Here is a 21,553-nt window from a genome sequence, read left to right as displayed (position 1 = left end):
AGCTTACTTCTTGAACGCCGAGCACTTGGACTCGGCTGGCGTCGTGAATGCCTGGTCGCCCGGGACCTTGGCCACGAGCTTGTAGTAATCCCACGGCGTGGTCGATTCCTTCTGGCCCTTCACCTGGAACAGGTACATGTCGTGGATCATGCGGCCGTCGGCGCGGATCTGGCCCTTGTTGTAGAAGTCGTCGATCTTCATCGACTTGAGCGTCTGCATGACCTTGTCGGAATCGGTCGTGCCGGCCTGCTGCACGGCCTTCAGGTAGTTCATGGTCACCGAGTAGTCGGCGGCCTGCAGGCTCGAGGGCATGCGCTTGTATTTGTCGAAGAAGCGCTTGGCGAACTTGCGGCTCGCGTCGTCCTGGTTCCAGTACCAGCTGTCGGCCAGCTGCAGGCCTTCGGTGTTGTTCAGGCCCAGCGAGTGCACGTCGTTGATGAACACCAGCAGGCCGGCGACCTTCATCGTCTTCGTGATGCCGAATTCCTTGGCCGCCTTCATCGCATTGGTGAAGTCGCCGCCGGCGTTGGCCATCGCGAGGATCTGCGCCTTGGACGCCTGCGCCTGCAGCAGGAAGGACGAGAAGTCGGATGCGTTGAGCGGGTGCTTCACCGAGCCGACCACCGTACCGCCGTTTTCCTTGACGACCTTCGAGGCGTCGGCTTCGAGCGAGTAGCCGAACGCGTAGTCGGCGGTGAGGAAATACCAGGTCTTCAGGCCGGACTTGATCAGCGCCGAGCCGGCCACCTTCGCGAGCGACACCGTGTCGTATGCGTAGTGCACGGTGTAGGGGTTGCAGTCCTCGTTCGTGAGGCGTGCCGAACCCGCGCCGATGACGAGGAAGGGACGCTTCTTCTCGGCCGCGACCTTGGACATCGCGATCGCGGTGCCCGAGCTCGTGCCGCCCACCAGCATCGCGAGGTTCTCCTTGTCCATCCACTCGCGCGCCTTCGAGCTGGCCACGTCGGCCTTGTTCTGATGGTCGGCGGACAGCACTTCGATCGGGCGTCCCAGCACCTTGCCGCCGAAGTCCTGCACGGCCCACTTCACCATCTCCACGCCCGCGGGGCCGTCGATGTCGGCGTACAGGCTCGACATGTCGGTGATCATGCCGATGCGCACCGGCCCGGAATTGCTCTGCGCGAAGGCGCTCACGGTGCCGAGGCCGATGGCCATGGCCGCGACGAGGCTCTTGAGTTTCATGGGAAGTCTCCTTTGGAAGTAAGTTGTGGTGTCAGACGCCGAGGAACTCCTGCAGCATGGCCGTGTTGTCCTTCAGCTCGCCCTGCGCGAACTGCTTGACGATCTTGCCGTGCTCCATGACGTAGAACCGGTCCGCCAGCGGCGCCGCGAAGCGGAAGTTCTGTTCGACCAGCACCACCGTGTAGCCCTTGGCCTTGATGGTGCGGATCATCTCCGCCAGCCGCTGCACGATCACCGGCGCCAGGCCCTCTGAGATCTCGTCCAGCAGCAGCAGGCGCGCGCCGGTGCGCAGGATGCGGGCCACGGCCAGCATCTGCTGTTCGCCGCCCGACAGGCGCGTGCCCGGGCTGCCGGCGCGCTCCTTCAGGTTCGGGAACATCTCGTACAGCTCGGCGATGCTCATGCCGCCGTTGCCGATGACCGGGGGCAGCATCAGGTTCTCTTCGGCCGACAGGCTGGCGAAGATGCCGCGCTCTTCGGGGCAATAGCCCACGCCCAGGCGCGCCACCTTGTGCGGCGCCAGCTTGATCGATTCGGTGCCGTTGATGCGGATCGAGCCGGTGCGCTTGCCGACCAGGCCCATGATCGCGCGCATGGTGGTGGTGCGGCCGGCGCCGTTGCGGCCCAGCAGGCACACCACCTCGCCCTCGCGCACATGCAGATCCACGCCATGCAGGATGTGCGATTCGCCGTACCAGGCGTTCAGGTCCTCGATGCTCAGGAGCTCCTTGGCAGCCATCAGTGGGCTCCCTGCAGCTCGTTCGTGGTCGAGCCCATGTAGGCTTCGATCACCTGCGGGTTCTTCGAGACCTCCGCATACGGGCCGTCGGCGATCACCGCGCCGCGCTGCAGCACCGTGATGCGGTCGGCGATCGAGGACACGACGTTCATGTTGTGTTCGACCATGAGGATGGTGCGCCCGGCCGAGACCTTCTTGATCAACTCGGTCACGCGGTGCACGTCCTCGTGGCCCATGCCCTGCGTCGGCTCGTCCAGCAGCATCAGGTCGGGCTCGAGCGCCATCGTCGTCGCGAGTTCCAGCGCGCGCTTGCGGCCGTACGGCAGGTTCACCGTCAGCTCCTGCGCAAAGTTCCGCAGGTCGACGGCCTCGAGCAGTTCTTCGGCACGCGCGTGCAGCGGATGCAGCGACTTCTCGGGCTTCCAGAAATGGAACGAGGTCCCGAGGTTGCGCTGCAGCGCCGCGCGAACGTTCTCCAGCACCGTCATGTGCGGGAACACCGCGGAGATCTGGAAGGAGCGCACGATGCCCCGGCGCGCGGTCTGCGCCGGCTTCTCGTGCGTGATGTCGTCGCCGCGGTAGGTGATCGTGCCGCGCGTGGGCGGCAGGAACTTCGTCAGCAGGTTGAAGAAGGTCGTCTTGCCGGCGCCATTGGGGCCGATCAAGGCATGGATGTCGCCGCGCCGCACCTGCAGGTCGACGTTGTTGACCGCCACGAAGCCCTTGAACTCCTTGGTCAGTCCTTTCGTCTCGAGAATGATCTCGCCCGGCAACACGCCCTCCTCGTCACAAGTGGGCGAATGCTAGGGACGCGTGTTGCAGTGCGGTAGGGGGTAAAACCTTAGGTAGTTTTGCTGCGTGGAAAGGCTGTCGGAAGGCTGACTCGGGCGCTCACATGTTGCGGCGGTACTGGCCGCCGACTTCGAAGAGGGCGTTGGTGATCTGGCCGAGGGAGCAGACGCGCACCGCATCCATCAGCACCTCGAAGACGTTGCGGTTGTCGATCACCGCCTGCTGCAGGCGCTTGAGCATCGCCGGCGCTTCCTTGGCATTGCGCGCATGGAAGTCCTGCAGGCGCTTCAGCTGTCCCTGCTTCTCCTCGTCGGTCGAGCGGGCCAGCTCGAGCTTCTCCAGCACGGCGTCGCCATGCGGATTGCGGAAGGTGTTCACGCCGATGATGGGCAGCTCGCCCGTGTGCTTGAGCATCTCGTAGTGCAGGCTCTCGTCCTGGATGCGCCCGCGCTGGTAGCCGGTTTCCATCGCGCCGAGCACGCCGCCGCGCTCGGCGATGCGTTCGAACTCGGCCAGCACCGCTTCTTCGACGAGCTCGGTCAGCTCGTCGATGATGAAGGCGCCCTGGTTGGGGTTCTCGTTCTTCGCCAGGCCCCATTCGCGGTTGATGATCAGCTGGATGGCCATCGCGCGGCGCACGCTGTCCTCCGTCGGCGTGGTGATGGCCTCGTCGAAGGCGTTGGTGTGCAGCGAGTTGCAGTTGTCGTAGATCGCGATCAGCGCCTGCAGCGTGGTGCGGATGTCGTTGAACTGGATCTCCTGCGCGTGCAGCGAGCGTCCCGAAGTCTGGATGTGGTACTTGAGCTTCTGGCTGCGCTCGTTGGCGCCGTACTTCTCCTTCATCGCCACGGCCCAGATGCGGCGCGCCACGCGGCCCATCACCGTGTACTCCGGGTCCATCCCGTTGGAGAAGAAGAACGACAGGTTGGGCGCGAAGTCGTCGATGTGCATGCCGCGCGCGAGGTAGGCCTCGACGAACGTGAAGCCGTTCGACAGCGTGAACGCGAGCTGGCTGATCGGGTTCGCGCCCGCCTCGGCGATGTGGTAGCCCGAGATCGACACCGAATAGAAGTTGCGCACGTTGTGGTGCACGAAGTACTCGGCGATGTCGCCCATGACCTTGAGCGAGAACTCGGTGGAGAAGATGCAGGTGTTCTGGCCCTGGTCTTCCTTCAGGATGTCGGCCTGCACGGTACCGCGCACATTGGCCAGCACCCACTCGCGGATCTTGGCGGCCTCGGTATCGGTCGGCTCGCGCCCGTTGTCGGCCTTGAATTTCTCGATGTTCTGGTCGATCGCCGTGTTCATGAACATCGCGAGGATCGTCGGCGCCGGGCCATTGATCGTCATCGACACCGAGGTGCTCGGATTGCACAGATCGAACCCTGAATACAGCACCTTCATGTCGTCCAGCGTCGCGATCGACACGCCGGAGTTGCCGACCTTGCCGTAGATGTCGGGACGCAGGTCCGGGTCGTTGCCGTACAGCGTGACCGAGTCGAACGCCGTGGACAGGCGCTTGGCCGGCATGCCTTCCGAGAGCAGCTTGAAGCGGCGGTTGGTGCGGAACGCGTCGCCCTCGCCGGCGAACATGCGCGTGGGGTCCTCGTTCTCGCGCTTGAAGGCGAAGGTGCCCGCCGTGTACGGGAAGCTGCCCGGCACGTTCTCCAGCATCAGCCACTTGAGGATCTCGCCGTGGTCCTCGTACTGGGGCAGGGCGACCTTGCGGATGGTGGTGCCGGAGAGCGACTTCGTGGTGAGCGCCGTGCGGATCTCCTTGTCGCGGATCTTCACGACGTACTCGTCGCCCGCGTAGGCCTGCTGCATCGTCGGCCATTGCGCGAGCAGCTTCTTCGCCGAGGGATCGATCTGCTGGTCGCGCTGCAGGGCCAGGTCTTCGGCGGCTTCGGCAGCGCGCGGCTTGTCGGGCTTGGTCGAGCGCAGCATGTCCGCCGCGGCGCGCAGTTGCTGGATCTCGCGGGCGATCTTCGCCTGCTCGCGGGCGCGCTTCTTGTACGAGCGCACCGTCTCGGAGATTTCGGCGAGATAGCGCGTGCGGGCCGGGGGAACGACGGGCGTCTGGTTGGTGCTGTGGCGCACGCTCACCGGCGGCAGCCGGCCTTCCTTCAGCGGCAGCCCGAGCTGCGCGAGGCGCGGCTTCATCGCCTGGTAGAGCGCCGTCACGCCGTCGTCGTTGAAACGCGCGGCCATGGTGCCGAACACGGGCATCTCGTCGGGGCTCTGGCGGAAGGCTTCCTTGTTGCGCTGGACCTGCTTGCTCACGTCGCGCAGCGCGTCGGCCGCACCCTTGCGGTCGAACTTGTTGATCGCGACGAACTCGGCGAAGTCCAGCATGTCGATCTTCTCGAGCTGGCTCGCCGCGCCGAACTCCGGCGTCATCACGTAGACGGGCACATCGACCAGCGGCACGATGGCCGCGTCGCCCTGGCCGATGCCGGACGTCTCGACCAGCACCAGGTCGAAGCCGGCGGCCTTGCAGGCGGCGATCACGTCGGGAAGGGCTGCGGAGATCTCGCTGCCGAAGTCGCGCGTGGCGAGCGAGCGCATGTACACGCGCGCACCCTGCTGCCAAGGGCCGATGGCGTTCATGCGGATGCGGTCGCCCAGCAGCGCGCCGCCGCTCTTGCGCCGCGACGGGTCGATCGAGATCACGGCGATGCGCAGCCGGTCTTCCTGGTCGAGCCGGATGCGGCGGATGATCTCGTCGGTCAGCGACGACTTGCCGGCACCGCCCGTGCCGGTGATCCCGACCACCGGGATCTTGCGCTCGCTCGCTGCGGCCTTGACGCCTTGCATCAATTTCGCATCCGCGCGGCCGCCCTCGATCGCCGTGATCAGCTGCGCCAGCGCGCGCCAATTCATCTCGCCATGGCCCTGGATCGCCTTGACGTCCTTCGGCGCGAACCCCGCGATGTCCTTGTCGCAGCGCATCACCATCTCGCCGATCATTCCCTGCAGACCCATGCGCTGGCCGTCCTCGGGGCTGTAGATGCGCGAGACGCCGTAGGCATGCAACTCGCGGATTTCCGGCGGCACGATGACGCCGCCGCCGCCACCGAACACCTGCACGTGTTCGCCGCCGCGTTGCTTGAGCAGGTCGACCATGTACTTGAAGTACTCGACGTGACCGCCCTGGTAGGAGCTGATCGCGATGCCTTGCACGTCTTCCTGCAGGGCGGCGGTGACGACGTCGTCGACGCTGCGGTTGTGGCCGAGGTGGATCACCTCCGCACCCATGTTCTGCAGGATGCGGCGCATGATGTTGATCGCCGCGTCGTGCCCGTCGAACAGGCTCGCGGCGGTGACGAAGCGCACCTTGTGGGTCGGTCGATAGCTGGCCAGCGCCTTGAATTCGGCGGAGAGGTCGGTCATGGAAGCTCCCGGGATTGCCGTACCTTACTTGACGTTTACGTAAACGTCAACGTGGGCGGATCCGGCCGCCCTGCGGCATCATTGCCGTGCCAGGAGTTTGGCAGCAACGAGGAGACAAAGGACATGGAACGACGAAAGTTCGTGAGCGGCGCCGCGGCCGCTGCGGCCGGTGCCGGCCTGGCGGCCTGCGCCACCGGCAACACCCAATCGGCGGCGGTTCGCACACCATTCACCGTCCAGGGGGCTTACGTCCCGATCGTCGGGGCCAGCGAAGTGTTCCCGGTCCGGCGGATCTACTGCATCGGGCGCAATTACCGCGCGCACTCGATCGAGATGGGCTCCAATCCGGATCGCGAGCCGCCGTTCTTCTTCCAGAAGCCGACCGACGCGATCCAGCACGTGCCGGCCGGCACGGTAGCCGACCACCCGTACCCGCCGCTGACGAAGAACTACCACTACGAGGCCGAACTCGTGGCGGCGATCGGCAAGGGCGGCAAGGACATTCCTGTCGCGCAGGCGCTGGAGCACGTGTACGGCTACACGCTCGGCCTGGACATGACGCGCCGCGACCTGCAGCGCAAGATGGGCGACGAGAAGAAGCCCTGGGAGATCGGCAAGAGCTTCGACCATTCGGCGGTGCTCGGGGCGATCCACCCTGCCGGGCAGATCGGCCATTTCCCCAAGGGCGCGATCTGGCTGAAGGTGAACGGCCAACTCAAGCAGAACGCCGACCTGTCGCAGATGATCTGGTCGGTCGCCGAGCAGATCAGCAACCTGTCGCAGGCCAACGAACTCTTTCCCGGTGACATCATCTACTCCGGCACGCCCGAAAATGTCGGTCCGGTCGTGCGCGGCGACGTCATCGAGATGCACATCGACCGGCTGCCTAACCTGAGCGTCAGAATCGTGTGAATCCGCTGCAGCTATTCGACCCGGCCTCGAGCACCTACACCTACATCGTTTTCGACGAGGTGTCGCACGAGGCGCTGATCATCGATCCGGTCGATGAGCAGGTCGGACGCGATCTCGCGGTACTCGGGCAGCATCGACTGGATCTGGTGTGGGCGGTGGAGACGCACGCGCACGCCGACCACATCACGAGTGCGGGCCTGCTGGCCGAGGAAACCGGCGCGCAAACGGCGGCGCCGGAAGGCTGCGGTATCGGCACCGCCGCCGTGCAGCTGAAGCATGGCGACACATTGCGGTTCGGCCGCGAGGAACTGCACGCCCTGCATACGCCGGGCCACACCGCCGGCAGCATGAGCTACACGTGGCGAGGCAACGTCTTCACGGGGGACACCTTGTTGATCAATGGGTGCGGGCGCACCGATTTCCAGTCGGGCAGCGCCGCGCAGCTCTATCGCAGCATCACGGAAGTGCTGTTCGCCTTGCCCGACGACACGATTGTCTGGCCGGCCCACGACTACAACGGCCGCACGCATTCCACCATCGGCCAGGAGAAAAGGACCAATGCCCGGGTGGCCGGAAAGACGCTGGCAGAATTCAAGGCGATCATGGAACAGCTGAATTTGCCCAGGCCCCGGCGCATGGACGAGGCCGTGCCCGCGAACCAGAGTTCGGGCATTCGCCACGACGCGGAGGGCGCGGGCACCCCGGTGCCGAAGGCCGTGCAGGGCTATGCGGGCGATATCCCGCCGGATGTGGCGTTCGACTGGTGGCGCAAGGGCGAGGGCGTCCTGATCGACATCCGGACCGACGCCGAACGCGAGTGGGTGGGGTTCATTCCCGGCGCCGCCGCGATCGAGTGGAAGCACTGGCCCGGCATGGCGATCAATGCGGCCTTCGACGAGCAGGTGAAGGCGGCCGTGCCGCCGGGCAAGAAGGCCCTGATGCTGTGCCGCAGCGGCGTGCGCTCCATTTCGGCGGCCAAGCGTGCGACGGAACTGGGGATCGAGTCGTACAACGTGCTCGAAGGCTTCGAGGGCGACAAGGACGAGAAGGGTCAGCGCGGCCAGCTCGGCGGCTGGCGCAAGCGCGGCCTGCCCTGGCGGCAAGGCTGATCGCACACACAAGAGGAAAGAGGACAGATGGCAGTGAACCTGGCCGCGCCGAAGGCCGCGGAACTGAAACCCGTGCCCGGCGTGCGCATCGGCGTGGCCGAAGCCGGCATCCGCAAGGCGAACCGCAAGGACCTCACGGTGGTGCTGATCGACGAGGGGGCCTCGGTGGCGGGCGTTTTCACTCAAAACCGCTTCTGCGCCGCGCCCGTGCAAGTGTGCCGGGATCATCTCGCGGATGGCGCGATCCGCGCGATGGTGATCAACACCGGCAACGCGAACGCCGGCACCGGCGAGGACGGGCTCGCGCGGGCGCGCCGCATGTGCTCGGCGCTCGCGCAGCACCTGAAGCTCGATGCCCGGCAGGTGTTGCCGTTCTCGACCGGCGTGATCATGGAGCCGCTGCCGATCGAACGCATCGAAGCCGGCCTGCCCGCCGCGATCGCCGACGCGGCGGCGGACCATTGGCTGCGGGCGGCCGAAGGCATCATGACCACCGACACGGTGCCTAAGGCCTTCAGCCGGCAGGTGGAGATCGACGGCGCGCGCGTGACGATCACCGGCGTGAGCAAGGGCGCCGGCATGATCCGCCCGAACATGGCGACGATGCTGGGCTTCCTGGCGACGGACGCGAAGGTCGCGCAGCCGCTGATGCGGCAGTTGGCCCTGGACCTGGCCGAGGGCTCGTTCAACCGCGTGACCGTCGATGGCGACACCTCGACCAACGATTCCTTCGTCGTGATCGCGACGAACAAGACGGGTCCGGCGATCACGTCCTTCGAGTCCGCGGCGGGCGGGTTGCTGCGCGAGGCGATGCTCGACGTGGCGCGCTCGCTCGCGCAGGCGATCGTGCGCGACGGCGAAGGCGCAACCAAGTTCATCACGGTGCGTGTCGAGGGCGGCAAGACCGCTGCCGAGTGCCGGCAGGTCGCTTACGCGATCGCGCATTCGCCGCTGGTGAAGACGGCTTTCTTCGCGAGCGATCCGAACCTGGGCCGCATCCTCGCGGCGGTCGGCTACGCGGGGATCACGGACCTGGACCAGACGAAAATCGATCTTTACCTCGACGACGTGCATGTCGCCGTGAACGGCGGACGCCATCCCTCGTACCGCGAGGAGGACGGGCAACGCGTGATGAAGAAGAGCGAGATCGTGGTGCGCGTCGTGCTCGGGCGCGGGGCCGCGAGCGACACGGTCTGGACCTGCGATCTCAGCCACGACTACGTGAGCATCAACGCCGATTACCGCTCCTGACGATGAACGAGAAGTTCGAGCACCTCATCGAGCGCGCATCGGAGCTGATCGCGCGCCTCGAGGCGATCCTGCCGCAACCGCTGTCGGCGCCCGACTGGAATGCCGCGATCGCCTGGCGTTATCGCAAACGCGCCTCCGGCCACGGCGTGCTGGAGCCCGTGCGGCACGTCGCCGGGATCCGCCTGTCGGATCTCAAGGAGATCGATCCGCAGAAGGAAAAGATCCAGCGCAACACGCTGCAGTTCGTCCAGGGACAGCCGGCGAACAACGTGCTGCTCACCGGCGCGCGCGGCACGGGCAAGTCCTCCCTGATCAAGGCGTGCCTCAACGAGTACGCCTCGCAGGGACTGCGCCTCATCGAGGTCGACAAGGCCGACATGGTGGACCTGCCGGACATCGTGGACATCGTCGCTTCGCGTCCCGAGAAGTTCATGGTCTTCTGCGACGACCTGAGTTTCGAGGAGGGCGAGCCGGGCTACAAGGCGCTGAAGTCGATCCTGGACGGCTCGGTCGCGGCCGCCACGCCGAACGTGCTGATCTACGCGACCAGCAACCGCCGGCACCTCCTGCCCGAGTACATGAAGGAGAACCTCACCTACCAGCACACCGAGGATGGCGAGGTCCACCCCGGCGAGGTGGTCGAAGAGAAGATTTCGCTGTCCGAGCGCTTTGGCCTGTGGGTGAGCTTCTATCCCTTCAGCCAGGACGAGTACCTCACCATCGTCGCGCAATGGCTGTCGGCGTTCGGCGTGGGCGCCGGGGAGATCGAGGCCGCCCGGCCCGACGCGCTGGTGTGGGCGCTGGAGCGCGCGTCGCGCAGCGGCCGCGTCGCCTACCAGTTCGCCCGCGACTATGCGGGGCGCAACGTCCGGTGACGATCCTCGTTGCCGACGGCGACCGACCGCGCGAAGGCGGTCCCGATCGCAAGGAGGTCGAAGTTGCCGTGGGCGTGCTGATCCGCAAGGACGGCGCGTTCCTGCTCACGTCCCGGCCCGAGGGCAAGGTCTATGCAGGCTACTGGGAGTTTCCCGGCGGCAAGGTCGAAGCGGGCGAGACCATCGAGCAGGCGCTGCGGCGCGAGCTGATCGAGGAGATCGGCGTCACGATCGGGGCCGTGCACCCATGGCGCGTCGAACGGGTCGATTACCCGCATGCGCTCGTGCGCCTGAATTTCTGCAAGGTCTACGAATGGGAAGGGCAGCTGCACATGCACGAGGGCCAGAGCGCCGCGTGGCAGCAACTGCCCGTGGATGTGAAGCCGGTGCTGCCCGGGACCGTGCCGGTGCTGCAGTGGTTTGCGCAGGAGCGGGGCTTCGCAGGCCCCACGCATCACTGAAGCTTCGGGTCGCCGAAGTTCCGGTCGTCGGGCGGCGTTTCCTCGGGCACCCGGAAATTCTCGGCCGCCCACGCACCGAAATCGATGTTCTTGCAGCGCTCGCAGCAAAAGGGCCGATAGGGATTGCTGGGCGCGAAGATGCTGTCGCCGCCGCAAGTGGGGCAGCGGACCACCCTCGGCTTCTTCGCCGGATCCTGTGTCGCCATGGCGGTTCGATTCAGGAGCAGAGCGTGAGTTCGAACTGTGCGTCCTCGTTGCACGGCTGGAGCCGGTCGGACGCTTCCTGGCGCATGAGGCGCACCGAGACCATGAGCCGGTTGCCGCTGATCTCCGGGACGAGTCCGAGCGCCGGGTCGATGCGCAGGCGCAGCAGCTGGAACGAGCGGCCTTGCGGCAGGTTCTGCTGCAGCTGCCCGCCGGCCGCGAGCACCTTCTGGGGCGTGCCCGAGTCGCGCAGCAGCTTCAGCAACATGTGCACCGATTCGGCGAGCGGCGCCAGCGTCGATGCCCAGCGTTCGAGATCGGCCTGGCGCTGTGCGGCGTCGCGATGCTGCCAGGCGTAGTAGCCGGGCAGGTCGAATTCGCAGGTGCCGCCGGGAATGTTGACGCGGCTGCGGATGCTCATGAGCCACTCGTTCTCGGTGAGCGACTGGCCCGCCTTGCCCGGAATGGTGTTGAGCGCGTTGAACGAGCGATCGAGCCGGCCGATCGCCTCGTCGAGCACGGCTTCCGAGACATTGGGATTGCCGCGATAGCCCGCCAGGGCGGTGCGCTGGCGGTCGAGGTCCTTCATCACTTCGGCTTTCAGGTCCGCGCGCGCGGCGACATCCATGACCTCGAAGATGGTCGCGAGCGCGTAGTGATGATCGATCGGATGCTCGCGCGGCACCAGCTCGCCGAGCCGGCGGAACAGGTGCTCGAGGCGCAGGTACGTACGGATTCGTTCGTTGAACGGATATTCGTAGAGGATCACGCGGGCGATGATAGCCCGAAGCGTTGCGCAGCCTGACCCACTTCGCCCGCGAGCTGCTCGAGGGACAACCCTTCGTTACAGATCACCAGGTCCGCGGCGGCCAGGCGCTGCGCGCGCGTGGCCTGGGCCGCGATGATCGCGCGCACGGCGTCTTCGGCCAGGTTGCTCCGCTGCATCACGCGCGCGACCTGAGTCTCGATGGAGCAGTCGATCACGAGCACGCGGTCGACCTGCTGTCGCCACCGCCCCGATTCCACCAGCAGCGGGATGTCGAAGACGATGCAGGGCGATCGGGCTGCGAGTGCGGCTTCGACCTGCCGCGCGCTTTCCGCGCCGACGAGCGGATGCACGATATCCTCGAGCAGCTTGCGCGCCTGCGGATTCGCGTAGGCATGGGCGCGCATGCGCTCGCGGTCGAGCGCGCCTTCTGGTGTGATGAACTCGGCGCCGAACCTGGCTGCGATCGCGGCGATCGCCGCGCCGCCCGCGGCCGTGGTCGTGCGCGAGATGGCGTCGGCGTCGATGGTCGCCGCGCCGAGCCGGGCGAGCATGGCGAGCACGGTGCTCTTGCCGCTGCCGATGCCGCCCGTGAGGCCCACGCGCCAGGCGGTCATGGTCAAAGTCCGATGGCGGAGAGGATCGAGGCAGGGCCGAAGATCATCGCCGTCAGCCCCGCCGCGGCGAGGAACGGGCCGAAGGGCACGTAGCCGCCCTCGCGCAATCCGCTGGAGAACTTCATCGCGATGCCGATGATCGCGCCGATCACGGAAGCCATGAGGATGATGGGGATGAGTGCCTGCCAGCCGAACCAGGCGCCGAGCGCCGCGAACAGCTTGAAGTCGCCATAGCCCATGCCTTCCTTGCCGGTGAGCAGCCTGAAGGCGTGATAGACGAGCCAGAGCGACAGATAACCCGCTACTGCGCCCCACAGCGCCTGGGTCAGGGGCAGCGGAGTGAAGCGCAGCGTCGCGGCCAGCAGGCCGGCCCACAACAGCGGCAAAGTGATGTCGTCCGGCAGGAGTGTCGTGTCCCAGTCGATGAAGGCGAGCGCCACGATGGCCGCCGAAAAGAGGCACCAGGCACCCGCCTGGGCCGTCACGCCCCAGCGGTGGACCGCGAAGAAGAAGAGGGCGCCGGTCGCGAGTTCGACCAGCGGGTAGCGCGGCCCGATCGCGGTGCCGCACTGGGAACACTTGCCGCGCAACGCCAGATAGCTCAGGACCGGGATGTTCTCGTACCACCGGATCACGTGGCCGCATTTCGGGCAACGCGAACGCGGGCGCATGAGGTCGAGCGCCTCACCTTGGGGCGGGGCCGTGCCGGCCAGCTCGGCGCATTCGGCGGCCCATTGCCGCTCCAGCATCTTCGGCAGCCGGTGGATCACCACGTTGAGGAAGCTGCCCACGAGCAGCCCGAAGACGCCGCCCAGGGCGGCGTCCACCAGGGGCGACACGATCATCAGACGACTTGGCCCAGCTTGAAGATAGGCAGGTACATGGAAACGACGATACCGCCGATGATGGTCCCCAGGAAGACGATGATGATAGGCTCCATGAGGCTCGACAGACCCGCGACCATGTCGTCGACCTCGGCTTCGTAGAAGTCGGCGGCCTTGCCCAGCATGTGGTCCAGCGCGCCGGACTCCTCGCCGATCGCGCACATCTGCAGCACCATGTTCGGGAAAACGTTCGCGTTCGTCATCGCAGCCGTCAGGCTGGTGCCGGTGGCGACCTCCGTCTGGATCTTCTCGGTGGCGGTGAGGTAGACGTGGTTGCCTGAAGCGCCGCCCACGGAATCGAGCGCCTCCACGAGCGGCACGCCCGCGGCGAACATGGTCGAGAGCGTTCGCGTCCAGCGCGCGATCACCGACTTGTAGATCAGGTCGCCGAAGACCGGAAGCTTGAGCAGCAGGCGATCCATGAAGATCTGCATCTTCTCGTTGCGCTTCCAGGCCTGGAAGAAGAAGTACAGGCCACCGCCGACGCCGCCGAAGATCAGCCACCACCACTTCACGAAGAACTCGCTCATGCCGATCACGAACAGCGTGGGCGCGGGCAGGTCGGCGCCGAAGGACGTGAACACCTCCTTGAACGCCGGGATCACGAAGATCATGATGACCGACACGACGACGAAGGCCACGACCAGCACGGAGGTCGGGTACATCAGCGCCGACTTGATCTTGGACTTGATGGCCTCGGTCTTTTCCATGTAGACCGCCAGCCGGTCCAGCAGCGTCTCCAGGATACCGGCGGCTTCGCCGGCCTCGACCAGGTTGCAGTACAGGTTGTCGAAGTACAGCGGGTACTTGCGGAAAGCTCCCGAAAGCGACGTGCCGGTCTCGACGTCGGTGCGCACGTCATTGAGCAGCTTGGCCACGCTCGGGTTGGAGTTGCCGCGGCCGACGATGTCGAAGGCCTGTAGCAGCGGCACGCCCGCCTTCATCATCGTCGCGAGCTGGCGCGTGAAGATGGCGATGTCCTTCGGCTTGATCTTCGCACCTGCGCGCATCTTGCGCTTCTTGACCTTGGCGGGCGTGATGCCCTGCCGGCGCAGGAAGGACATGACCTGGTTTTCGCCGGCCGCGCGGGTTTCTCCGCGCACGGCCTTGCCATTGCGGTCGCGGCCTTCCCATTCGAAGACGAACTCGGTGACTTTTGCGGCTGCAGTTGCCATACGCGACTCCTCTGACTCCTCACCTACACATTCGTGCAGCCCAGCACCTCTTCGAGCGAGGTGACGCCGAGCCTGACCTTGCTGAGGCCCGACTGCCGCAGGCTCTTCACGCCTTCGGCCTCGGCCTGCCTCGCGATGTCCAGTGCGCTGCCATCCGCGAGGATGATGCGCTGGATTTCCTCGCTGATCGGCATCACCTGGTAGATGCCGACGCGACCCTTGTAGCCGTTGTTGCACGCCGAGCAGCCCACCGGGCGATAAGGCGTCCAGGTGCCGTCGACGTCTTCTTCCTTGAAGCCGGCGTCCAGCAGCGTTTCGTGCGGAATGTCGGCCGGCGCCTTGCAATTGGGGCACAGGCGCCGCGCCAGGCGCTGCGCGGTGATCAGGATCACGCTCGACGCGATGTTGAACGGCTGGATGCCCATGTTGCGCATGCGCGTGAGCGTGGTGGGCGCGTCGTTGGTGTGCAGCGTCGAGAGCACCAGGTGGCCGGTCTGCGCCGCCTTGATGGCGATGTCGGCCGTCTCGAGGTCGCGGATTTCACCCACCATGATCACGTCCGGGTCCTGGCGCAGGAAGGACTTGAGCGCCGCCGCGAAGGTCAGGCCGGCCTTGTCGTTGACGTTGACCTGGTTGACCCCGGGCAGGTTGATTTCGGACGGGTCCTCGGCCGTCGAGATGTTCACGCCCGGCTTGTTCAGGATGTTCAGGCAGGTGTAGAGCGACACCGTCTTGCCCGAACCCGTCGGGCCGGTGACCAGGATCATCCCGTAGGGCCGGCCGATGGCATCCAGCAGGCGGGTCTTCTCTTCCACCTCGTAACCCAGCGCGTCGATACCGAGCTTGGCGCTGGACGGGTCGAGGATACGGATCACGATCTTCTCGCCGAAGAGCGTCGGCAAGGTGCTCACGCGGAAATCGATCACGCGATCGGGCCCGACCTTGAGCTTCATCTTGCCGTCCTGCGGCACGCGCTTCTCCGAGATGTCCATCTTGGAGATCACCTTGATGCGCGAAGCCAGCTTTTCCTTGATCGCGACCGGCGGCGACGCGATCTCGCGCAGCTCGCCGTCGATGCGGAAGCGCACGCGGTACGTGAACTCGTAGGGTTCGAAGTGCAGGTCCGACGCGCGCATGGAGAACGCGTCGAGCAGCATCTTCTGCAGGAACTTGACGACCGGAGCGTCCTCGACTTCGGATGTCGCGGCCTCGGTTTCCTCGTTCGCCGTCTCGATCGACGATTCGTCGAACTCGAAATCCTCGCCGACGATGCTCTCCATCGCCTCGCTCGCCGTGGTCGCGTTGGCCTCGACCATCTTCGTGAGCTTGTCGTACTCGGCGATGATCCAGTCCACGCCCATCTGCGTGGAGAACTTGATCTTCTCGGCGGCCTGCTGGTCGGACGGGTCGGCGGTGGCAACGATCAGGCGGTTGTTGCGCTTGGCGAGCACGACCACGCGCAATGCCTGGCACAACTTGGTGTCGAGCAGGTTCCTGGGCAGGCGTTGGGGGTCCACCGCGGACAGATCCAGCAGCGGCGCGCCGAACGCCGTGGACATCGTGTGGGCGAGGTCTGCGGCGGACACGGCACCCGAGCCCACCAGCTCGGCAATGAAGCTCGCGCGGTTCGCCTGGGCCTTGCGCGAAATGTCTTCGGCGGACTTCTGGCCGAGCTTTCCTGCAGAGATCAGGGCCCGGGCCAGGCCCGGCAGCGCCATCTTGGAGGGTTCGGTAATGACGGAATCGACAGCGGCCATGGGCGATGTAGGCAGTCAAAAGCCTGCTTCACCAAGCTCAGCAGGGGCTGCTGGATCATCGCCGATTGACCCGGGGCTGTAAATCTTTGCAGCCCGCGTATCTGTAACGCAGTTGGTACGAAGACACGCGGGGAAGTACGGAGGGAAAAACTGGTCGGGGTGAGAGGATTCGAACCTCCGGCCTCTACGTCCCGAACGTAGCGCTCTACCAGGCTAAGCTACACCCCGTCTGCTCGACTCGTCCGGCAGTCCCGATGGGCATCAGGCGCGGCGCGAAAGCAGTTGAGCCGCCAATTGTAGCAGGCCCTCGCTGTACGAATTCACCGGCAGGTGACGAGCCGCATCCATCGCGCGTGCCGCCTCCGCCGCGGCCGCCTCGCGCGTCACCTCCAGCGCACCCGTGGAACGCACGATCGCGACGATCGCATCGAGTTCCTCCGCACCGCCGGTCTCGATCGCGTGCCGGACCAGCGCGGACTGCTCGCGCGTGCCGCGTTGCATGGCAGCGATCAGTGGCAGCGTGGCCTTGCCCTCGCGCAGGTCGTCGCCCAGGTTCTTTCCCATCTCGTCGGCGTCGCCGTCGTAATCGAGCACGTCGTCGATCACCTGGAACGCGGTGCCCAGGGCCTGGCCATACGTCGCGCAAGCATCTTCGAGTTGCGCGTCCGCGCCGGCGAGCACGGCGCCCAGGCGCGCGCTGGCCTCGAACAGCTTCGCCGTCTTGGAACGGATGACGCGCAGGTAGGCCGCTTCGTCCAGGCCCGCGTCGTGCATGTTCATCAGCTGGAGCACTTCGCCCTCGGCGATCACGTTGGTGGCGTCGGCCAGGATCTCCATGATGCGCATCTGGCCCGCCCCGACCATCATCTGGAACGCGCGCGAATAGAGGAAGTCGCCCACCAGCACGCTCGCCGGGTTGCCGAAACGCTCGTTCGCCGTCTCGCGTCCGCGCCGCATCGTGGACTCGTCGACGACGTCGTCGTGGAGCAGCGTCGCGGTGTGGATGAACTCGACCACCGCCGCGAGGTTGAAGCGCTGCTCGCTTCGGCAGTCCAGGGCGCCGCACACGAGCAGCAGCAGGGCCGGGCGCAGGCGCTTGCCCCCGGCGCTGATGATGTATCGGCTGACCTCGCCGACCAGCGGCACGCCCGAATCGAGCCGCCGCGCGATCACGGCATCCACCTCGGCCATGTCTTTGGCGATCAGGGAGAGCACGGAGGCGGTGCTGGCGGAAGAGGCGGTCACGGTGCACCGATTATAGGAAGCGGGTTGCACCCCCTCGGGCCCACCGGAGGCGGTCCGGTGAGTAACTGCAAACTATGCTATCATCGCGGGCTCTCCGGGAATCCGCCTGGGGAGACTCATTTTCTCGAGGTCAACATGTACGCGGTCATAAAAACCGGGGGCAAGCAGTATCGCGTTGCTTCCGGCGAAAAAATCAAAGTAGAACAGATTGCTGCGGACGTAGGCCAGGAAATCGTGATCGACCAGGTGCTCGCCGTCATCGACGGCGACAGCCACAAGGTCGGCACTCCCCTGGTGTCCGGTGCGACTGTCAAAGCCACCATCCTGGCCCATGGCCAGCACGACAAGGTGCGCATCTTCAAGATGCGCCGTCGCAAGCACTACCAGAAGCGCCAGGGCCATCGCCAGCAGTTCACGGAACTGCAAATCGGCGCAATCGCCGTTTAAGGAGCAGGACACATGGCACAGAAAAAAGGCGGCGGCTCTACGCGCAACGGGCGGGATTCCCAGCCCAAGATGCTCGGCGTGAAGGCGTTCGGCGGTGAGCTGATCAGCGCCGGCTCCATCATCGTGCGCCAGCGCGGCACCAAGTTCCATCCCGGAACGAACGTCGGCATCGGCCGCGACCACTCGCTGTTCGCGCTGGTCGACGGCCACGTGAAGTTCCAGACCAAGGGTGCGCTGAACAAGCACACCGTCAGCGTCGAGCCGGCGTAAGCCCCAGGTCTTCAACCGAAGGCCCTGCGCAAACACGCAGGGCCTTTTTGTTTTAATCGACGATCATGAAATTCGTGGACGAAGCCTTCATCGACATCGCCGCCGGCGATGGCGGGAACGGCTGCGTCTCGTTCCGGCACGAGAAGTACAAGGAGTTCGGCGGCCCGAACGGCGGTGACGGAGGCCGCGGCGGCCACGTGTACGCCTTCGCGGACCCAAACCTCAATACCCTGGTCGATTACCGCTATTCGCGCCGCCACGAGGCCAGGCGCGGCGAGCACGGCATGGGTTCGGACATGTTCGGCGCGGCCGGCGACGACATCGTGCTGAAGATGCCCGTGGGCACGATCATCAGCGATGCCGAGTCCGGCGAGGTGCTCTACGAGCTGCTCCAGCCCGGCGAGATGGTGATGATCGCCAAGGGCGGCGACGGCGGCTTCGGCAACATGCGGTTCAAGAGCTCGATCAACCGTGCGCCGCGCCAGAAGACGCCCGGCTGGCCCGGCGAGAAGAAGCAACTGAAGCTCGAGCTGAAGGTGCTGGCCGACGTCGGCCTGCTCGGCATGCCCAATGCCGGCAAGTCCACGCTGATTTCGGCGATCTCGAACGCCCGGCCGAAGATCGCGGACTACCCCTTCACCACGCTTCACCCGAACCTCGGGGTCGTGCGTGTGGGGCCGGAGCAGAGTTTCGTCGTCGCCGACGTGCCGGGCCTGATCGAAGGCGCGGCCGAGGGCGCGGGCCTGGGCCACCAGTTCCTGCGCCACCTGCAGCGCACGCGCTTGCTCCTGCACCTCGTCGACATCGCGCCTTTCGACGAAGGTGTGGACCCCGTGGCACAGGCCAAGGCCATCGTCGCCGAGCTGAAGAAGTACGACCCGGCCCTGTACGAGAAGCCCCGCTGGCTCGTGTTGAACAAGGTCGACATGATCCCGGCCGACGAGCGCGAGGCGCGCGTGAGGGATTTCGTCAAGCGCTTCAAGTACAAGGGCCCGGTGTTCCAGATTTCGGCGCTCACGCACGAGGGCTGCGACACGCTCGTCAAGTCCGTGTTCGAGCATGTGCATGCACTCCAGCTCTCGGAGCAGCCGCCGGTCGAAGTCGACCCGCGCTTCACCGATGCCTGATCAAGCCCGGTCCCAGTCCCCCGTGCTGCGCGACGCGCGGCGCATCGTCGTCAAGGTCGGCTCCAGCCTGGTGACGAACGAAGGCCGCGGCCTCGACGAGCAGGCCATCGGGGAATGGTGCCGCCAACTCGCCGCACTGGCCCGTGAGGGGCGCGAGGTGATCATGGTGTCCAGCGGCGCGATCGCCGAAGGCATGAAGCGCCTGGGCTGGACCACCCGACCGCACGACGTCAGCGAATTGCAGGCTGCCGCCGCCGTCGGGCAGATGGGACTCGCGCAGATGTACGAGACCAAGCTGCGCGAGCAGGGCATGGGCTCGGCCCAGGTGCTGCTCACGCATGCGGACCTGGCCGATCGCGAGCGCTACCTCAATGCACGATCGACGCTGCTCACGCTGCTGCGCCTGAACGTCGTGCCGGTGATCAACGAGAACGACACGGTGGTCAACGACGAGATCAAGTTCGGCGACAACGACACGCTGGGCGCGCTCGTGGCGAACCTCGTCGAAGCCGACGCGCTCGTGATCCTCACGGACCAGAAGGGCCTGTACACGGGCGACCCGCGCAAGGACCTGGGTGCGACTTTCGTGCACGAGGCGCGCGCCGGCGATCCTGCGCTGGAGGCGATGGCCGGCGGGGCGGGATCGACCATCGGCAAGGGCGGCATGATCACGAAGGTACTGGCCGCCAGGCGCGCGGCCGGATCGGGCGCTTCCACCGTGATCGCGTGGGGCCGGGAGCGTGATTGCCTGCTGCGTCTCGCGCGCGGGGAGGCGATCGGCACCCTGCTGGTCGCGCCCACGCAAAAGAGCCAGGCCCGCAAGCGCTGGATGGCAGACCACCTTCAGCTGCGCGGTGCCGTCACGGTGGATGAGGGCGCGGCCGAAAAGGTGCGCGCCGAAGGCAAGAGCCTGCTGCCGATCGGCATGACCGCGGTGGAGGGCGAGTTCTCGCGTGGCGACGTGATCGCGGTGCGCGACCCGGCCGGCCGCGAGATCGCCCGGGGCCTCGCGAACTACGCGAGCGCGGAAGCGCGGCTGCTATGCCGCAAGCCTTCGGCCGAAATCGAGAAGCTGCTGGGGTACGTGGCGGAGCCGGAGATGATCCACCGCACGAACCTCGTGGTCACGCGCTAGTGCCACAGCGCTAAGGCGCGCCCCGGCCACCGAGCATCCGGTCCGGCGTCGCGCCCAGATTGCGGACGATCTGGGCGGCCGACGTCCCGCTCGGGGAATGACCGAGCAGACGCCGGCGCGCGCCACTGTGCGCACGTGCACGGCTTCGAGGCCTTCCTTGAGCGACTTCCAGTCGCCTTCCACGGCACGCCAGCCCTGGCCGGGCGTGTGGCGCGCGAAGACACGGTATTCGCCGCGGTCGCAGAGGATGCCTTCGTACATCGCGTTGACGGCGCCCGAACGGCTTTGCGCGACGACGACGTAGCGCACGACGCGGTCCGCGCCGAGGCCGACCGACGCGGGATCGATGCCCCACCGCAGTGCGGAGCCGCCCATGTCGATCGGGACCAGTCCTTCGGTTCGCACGGGGGGCGGAGGCGGCACATGCAGCTCGCGCCAATCGGGACCGCGCGGCACGAGTTGCGCGAAGGCCGCCGAGCCGAGCGACGCTGCGATGAACGCAACGGCGCTACGGCGCATGCTTGTCCTTGGCGCGGTTCTGCAGCGCGGCGTCCGCTTGCGGATCCGGCTCGAACGTCGCGCCGGGCGGCAGCTCGAACCCCGCCGCCGGCATGTGCTCCGGCGCGTGATCGTGCTCATGCTCGCGGGCCCGCATGCCGCTGCGCAGGTAGCGGTTGCGGTGGTCGTGCCGCGGCACGTAGCGCGCGAGCTCCGTCAACGCCATCTCGTACACGCCGCGCTTGAATTCGACGACGACGTCCAGCGGCACCCAGTACTCGTTCCAGCGCCAGGCGTCGAACTCCGGATGGTTGGTGGCGCGCAGGTTCAGGTTCCAGTCGTGGCCGATCAACTGGAGCAGGTACCAGATCTGTTTCTGGCCCTTGTAGTGCCCGCGCGCGTCGCGGCGGATGTACCGGTCCGGCACCTCGTAGCGCAACCAGTCGCGGGTGCGGGCGATGATTCGCACGTGTTCGGGCATGAGCCCGATCTCCTCGTGCAATTCCCGGAACATCGCCTGCTCCGGGGTTTCGCCCCGGTCGATGCCGCCCTGCGGAAACTGCCAGCTGTGGGTGCGAATGCGCTTGCCCCAGAACACCTGGTTTTTCTGGTTGAGCAGGATGATGCCGACGTTGGGCCGAAAGCCGTCCCGGTCAAGCATAATCAAACCCCGATTCTTAAACTGAGTTCATT

The 21,553-nt window shown here is 66.2% G+C and carries 22 protein-coding genes, 1 tRNA gene and 1 pseudogene; 10 read left to right on the top strand and 14 right to left on the bottom strand.

Features of this window, described 5'->3' with window-relative positions:
* Positions 1-3 precede the first annotated feature (3 nt).
* The 4 genes from AC3EF3_RS13830 to icmF all read right to left on the bottom strand — a co-directional run bounded on the left by AC3EF3_RS13830 (position 4) and on the right by icmF (position 6,127).
* The gene (locus AC3EF3_RS13830; protein ID WP_488532727.1) at positions 4-1,203 is read right to left on the bottom strand and encodes an ABC transporter substrate-binding protein; all 1,200 of its coding nucleotides are present in this window, start codon (positions 1,201-1,203) and stop codon (positions 4-6) included.
* Between the two features lie 31 nt (positions 1,204-1,234).
* Positions 1,235-1,942 carry an ABC transporter ATP-binding protein gene (locus tag AC3EF3_RS13825; RefSeq protein ID WP_488532726.1) on the bottom strand — a complete coding sequence of 236 codons (708 nt, stop codon included), beginning with the start codon at positions 1,940-1,942 and terminating at the stop codon, positions 1,235-1,237.
* A complete protein-coding gene (locus AC3EF3_RS13820; protein WP_488532725.1) occupies positions 1,942-2,715 on the bottom strand; it encodes an ABC transporter ATP-binding protein in 774 nt (257 codons plus the stop codon). The genes AC3EF3_RS13825 and AC3EF3_RS13820 overlap by 1 nt, the downstream gene beginning before the upstream one ends.
* 118 nt (positions 2,716-2,833) lie before the next feature.
* Positions 2,834-6,127, bottom strand: a complete 3,294-nt coding sequence (gene icmF, locus AC3EF3_RS13815) for a fused isobutyryl-CoA mutase/GTPase IcmF (RefSeq protein WP_488532724.1) — start codon at positions 6,125-6,127, stop codon at positions 2,834-2,836.
* A 123-nt stretch (positions 6,128-6,250) separates the two neighbouring features.
* Between icmF and AC3EF3_RS13810 the strand changes: the two genes are divergently transcribed.
* From AC3EF3_RS13810 to AC3EF3_RS13785, 6 genes and pseudogenes are all read left to right on the top strand, one after another.
* On the top strand, positions 6,251-7,039 hold the full coding sequence (locus AC3EF3_RS13810) for a fumarylacetoacetate hydrolase family protein (protein ID WP_488532723.1): 789 nt from the start codon (positions 6,251-6,253) through the stop codon (positions 7,037-7,039).
* Positions 7,036-7,536 (top strand): annotated as a pseudogene (locus tag AC3EF3_RS13805) (MBL fold metallo-hydrolase); the annotation flags it as partial. The gene AC3EF3_RS13810 and the pseudogene AC3EF3_RS13805, both read left to right, overlap by 4 nt.
* Positions 7,537-7,674: 138 nt before the next feature.
* Positions 7,675-8,148, top strand: a complete 474-nt coding sequence (locus AC3EF3_RS13800; protein WP_488533792.1) for a rhodanese-like domain-containing protein — start codon at positions 7,675-7,677, stop codon at positions 8,146-8,148.
* Positions 8,149-8,175: 27 nt separating this feature from the next.
* The gene (gene argJ / locus AC3EF3_RS13795; protein WP_488532722.1) at positions 8,176-9,399 is read left to right on the top strand and encodes a bifunctional glutamate N-acetyltransferase/amino-acid acetyltransferase ArgJ; all 1,224 of its coding nucleotides are present in this window, start codon (positions 8,176-8,178) and stop codon (positions 9,397-9,399) included.
* Positions 9,400-9,401: 2 nt separating this feature from the next.
* Entirely contained in the window at positions 9,402-10,274 is an 873-nt protein-coding gene (locus AC3EF3_RS13790) for an ATP-binding protein (protein WP_488532721.1), read from the top strand.
* Positions 10,271-10,735 carry an NUDIX domain-containing protein gene (locus tag AC3EF3_RS13785; protein WP_488532720.1) on the top strand — a complete coding sequence of 155 codons (465 nt, stop codon included), beginning with the start codon at positions 10,271-10,273 and terminating at the stop codon, positions 10,733-10,735. Before AC3EF3_RS13790 ends, AC3EF3_RS13785 begins: the two co-directional genes overlap by 4 nt.
* Here the strand turns inward: AC3EF3_RS13785 and AC3EF3_RS13780 are convergent.
* The 8 genes from AC3EF3_RS13780 to AC3EF3_RS13745 form a co-directional block, all read right to left on the bottom strand.
* Positions 10,729-10,941 (bottom strand): DNA gyrase inhibitor YacG, encoded by a 213-nt coding sequence (locus AC3EF3_RS13780; protein ID WP_488532719.1) that lies wholly within the window; start codon positions 10,939-10,941, stop codon positions 10,729-10,731. The genes AC3EF3_RS13785 and AC3EF3_RS13780 overlap by 7 nt on opposite strands.
* An 11-nt stretch (positions 10,942-10,952) precedes the next feature.
* A complete protein-coding gene (gene zapD, locus AC3EF3_RS13775) occupies positions 10,953-11,708 on the bottom strand; it encodes a cell division protein ZapD (protein ID WP_488532718.1) in 756 nt (251 codons plus the stop codon).
* A complete protein-coding gene (gene coaE / locus AC3EF3_RS13770; protein WP_488532717.1) occupies positions 11,705-12,322 on the bottom strand; it encodes a dephospho-CoA kinase in 618 nt (205 codons plus the stop codon). The genes zapD and coaE overlap by 4 nt, the downstream gene beginning before the upstream one ends.
* Positions 12,323-12,324: 2 nt before the next feature.
* On the bottom strand, positions 12,325-13,167 hold the full coding sequence (locus tag AC3EF3_RS13765; RefSeq protein ID WP_488532716.1) for a prepilin peptidase: 843 nt from the start codon (positions 13,165-13,167) through the stop codon (positions 12,325-12,327).
* The gene (locus AC3EF3_RS13760) at positions 13,167-14,381 is read right to left on the bottom strand and encodes a type II secretion system F family protein (RefSeq protein ID WP_488532715.1); all 1,215 of its coding nucleotides are present in this window, start codon (positions 14,379-14,381) and stop codon (positions 13,167-13,169) included. The genes AC3EF3_RS13765 and AC3EF3_RS13760 overlap by 1 nt, the downstream gene beginning before the upstream one ends.
* Before the next feature lie 23 nt (positions 14,382-14,404).
* Positions 14,405-16,138 carry a type IV-A pilus assembly ATPase PilB gene (pilB, locus tag AC3EF3_RS13755; protein ID WP_488532714.1) on the bottom strand — a complete coding sequence of 578 codons (1,734 nt, stop codon included), beginning with the start codon at positions 16,136-16,138 and terminating at the stop codon, positions 14,405-14,407.
* Positions 16,139-16,289: 151 nt separating this feature from the next.
* A tRNA-Pro gene (locus AC3EF3_RS13750) sits at positions 16,290-16,366 on the bottom strand.
* Positions 16,367-16,399: 33 nt separating this feature from the next.
* A complete protein-coding gene (locus AC3EF3_RS13745; RefSeq protein WP_488532713.1) occupies positions 16,400-17,383 on the bottom strand; it encodes a polyprenyl synthetase family protein in 984 nt (327 codons plus the stop codon).
* A 135-nt stretch (positions 17,384-17,518) separates the two neighbouring features.
* On the opposite strand from AC3EF3_RS13745, the gene rplU reads away from it, so the two are divergent.
* The 4 genes from rplU (at position 17,519) to proB (ending at position 20,362) form a co-directional block, all read left to right on the top strand.
* Positions 17,519-17,830, top strand: coding sequence for a 50S ribosomal protein L21 (gene rplU, locus AC3EF3_RS13740; RefSeq protein WP_488532712.1), 312 nt, complete (start codon positions 17,519-17,521; stop codon positions 17,828-17,830).
* 12 nt (positions 17,831-17,842) lie between these two features.
* Positions 17,843-18,100 carry a 50S ribosomal protein L27 gene (gene rpmA / locus AC3EF3_RS13735; protein ID WP_488532711.1) on the top strand — a complete coding sequence of 86 codons (258 nt, stop codon included), beginning with the start codon at positions 17,843-17,845 and terminating at the stop codon, positions 18,098-18,100.
* Positions 18,101-18,165: 65 nt separating this feature from the next.
* Positions 18,166-19,227 carry an Obg family GTPase CgtA gene (cgtA, locus tag AC3EF3_RS13730; protein ID WP_488532710.1) on the top strand — a complete coding sequence of 354 codons (1,062 nt, stop codon included), beginning with the start codon at positions 18,166-18,168 and terminating at the stop codon, positions 19,225-19,227.
* Positions 19,220-20,362 carry a glutamate 5-kinase gene (gene proB / locus AC3EF3_RS13725; RefSeq protein WP_488532709.1) on the top strand — a complete coding sequence of 381 codons (1,143 nt, stop codon included), beginning with the start codon at positions 19,220-19,222 and terminating at the stop codon, positions 20,360-20,362. The genes cgtA and proB overlap by 8 nt, the downstream gene beginning before the upstream one ends.
* On the opposite strand, the gene AC3EF3_RS13720 is transcribed toward proB, so the two are convergent.
* Complete coding sequence (locus AC3EF3_RS13720) at positions 20,267-20,881, bottom strand: CNP1-like family protein (protein WP_488532708.1); 615 nt, start codon at positions 20,879-20,881, stop codon at positions 20,267-20,269. The genes proB and AC3EF3_RS13720 overlap by 96 nt on opposite strands.
* A complete protein-coding gene (locus AC3EF3_RS13715; RefSeq protein ID WP_488532707.1) occupies positions 20,871-21,521 on the bottom strand; it encodes an RNA pyrophosphohydrolase in 651 nt (216 codons plus the stop codon). The genes AC3EF3_RS13720 and AC3EF3_RS13715 overlap by 11 nt, the downstream gene beginning before the upstream one ends.
* Positions 21,522-21,553 lie beyond the last annotated feature (32 nt).

This window comes from Ramlibacter sp. GS1-15, from assembly GCF_057785015.1.
The sequence above is the reverse complement of the archived record's forward strand: the minus strand, read 5'-3'. Positions and strand labels throughout refer to the sequence as shown.

What these genes read in the sequence shown, in the direction of transcription:
- AC3EF3_RS13830 (WP_488532727.1), bottom strand. Translation starts at nt 1,203, where the DNA reads ATGAAACTCAAGAGCCTCGTCGCGGCCATGGCCATCGGCCTCGGCACC.
- AC3EF3_RS13825 (WP_488532726.1), bottom strand. Translation starts at nt 1,942, where the DNA reads ATGGCTGCCAAGGAGCTCCTGAGCATCGAGGACCTGAACGCCTGGTAC.
- icmF (WP_488532724.1), bottom strand. Translation starts at nt 6,127, where the DNA reads ATGACCGACCTCTCCGCCGAATTCAAGGCGCTGGCCAGCTATCGACCG.
- AC3EF3_RS13810 (WP_488532723.1), top strand. Translation starts at nt 6,251, where the DNA reads ATGGAACGACGAAAGTTCGTGAGCGGCGCCGCGGCCGCTGCGGCCGGT.
- AC3EF3_RS13800 (WP_488533792.1), top strand. Translation starts at nt 7,675, where the DNA reads ATGGACGAGGCCGTGCCCGCGAACCAGAGTTCGGGCATTCGCCACGAC.
- argJ (WP_488532722.1), top strand. Translation starts at nt 8,176, where the DNA reads ATGGCAGTGAACCTGGCCGCGCCGAAGGCCGCGGAACTGAAACCCGTG.
- AC3EF3_RS13790 (WP_488532721.1), top strand. Translation starts at nt 9,402, where the DNA reads ATGAACGAGAAGTTCGAGCACCTCATCGAGCGCGCATCGGAGCTGATC.
- AC3EF3_RS13780 (WP_488532719.1), bottom strand. Translation starts at nt 10,941, where the DNA reads ATGGCGACACAGGATCCGGCGAAGAAGCCGAGGGTGGTCCGCTGCCCC.
- coaE (WP_488532717.1), bottom strand. Translation starts at nt 12,322, where the DNA reads ATGACCGCCTGGCGCGTGGGCCTCACGGGCGGCATCGGCAGCGGCAAG.
- AC3EF3_RS13765 (WP_488532716.1), bottom strand. Translation starts at nt 13,167, where the DNA reads ATGATCGTGTCGCCCCTGGTGGACGCCGCCCTGGGCGGCGTCTTCGGG.
- AC3EF3_RS13760 (WP_488532715.1), bottom strand. Translation starts at nt 14,381, where the DNA reads ATGGCAACTGCAGCCGCAAAAGTCACCGAGTTCGTCTTCGAATGGGAA.
- pilB (WP_488532714.1), bottom strand. Translation starts at nt 16,138, where the DNA reads ATGGCCGCTGTCGATTCCGTCATTACCGAACCCTCCAAGATGGCGCTG.
- rplU (WP_488532712.1), top strand. Translation starts at nt 17,519, where the DNA reads ATGTACGCGGTCATAAAAACCGGGGGCAAGCAGTATCGCGTTGCTTCC.
- rpmA (WP_488532711.1), top strand. Translation starts at nt 17,843, where the DNA reads ATGGCACAGAAAAAAGGCGGCGGCTCTACGCGCAACGGGCGGGATTCC.
- cgtA (WP_488532710.1), top strand. Translation starts at nt 18,166, where the DNA reads ATGAAATTCGTGGACGAAGCCTTCATCGACATCGCCGCCGGCGATGGC.
- proB (WP_488532709.1), top strand. Translation starts at nt 19,220, where the DNA reads ATGCCTGATCAAGCCCGGTCCCAGTCCCCCGTGCTGCGCGACGCGCGG.
- AC3EF3_RS13720 (WP_488532708.1), bottom strand. Translation starts at nt 20,881, where the DNA reads ATGCGCCGTAGCGCCGTTGCGTTCATCGCAGCGTCGCTCGGCTCGGCG.
- AC3EF3_RS13715 (WP_488532707.1), bottom strand. Translation starts at nt 21,521, where the DNA reads ATGCTTGACCGGGACGGCTTTCGGCCCAACGTCGGCATCATCCTGCTC.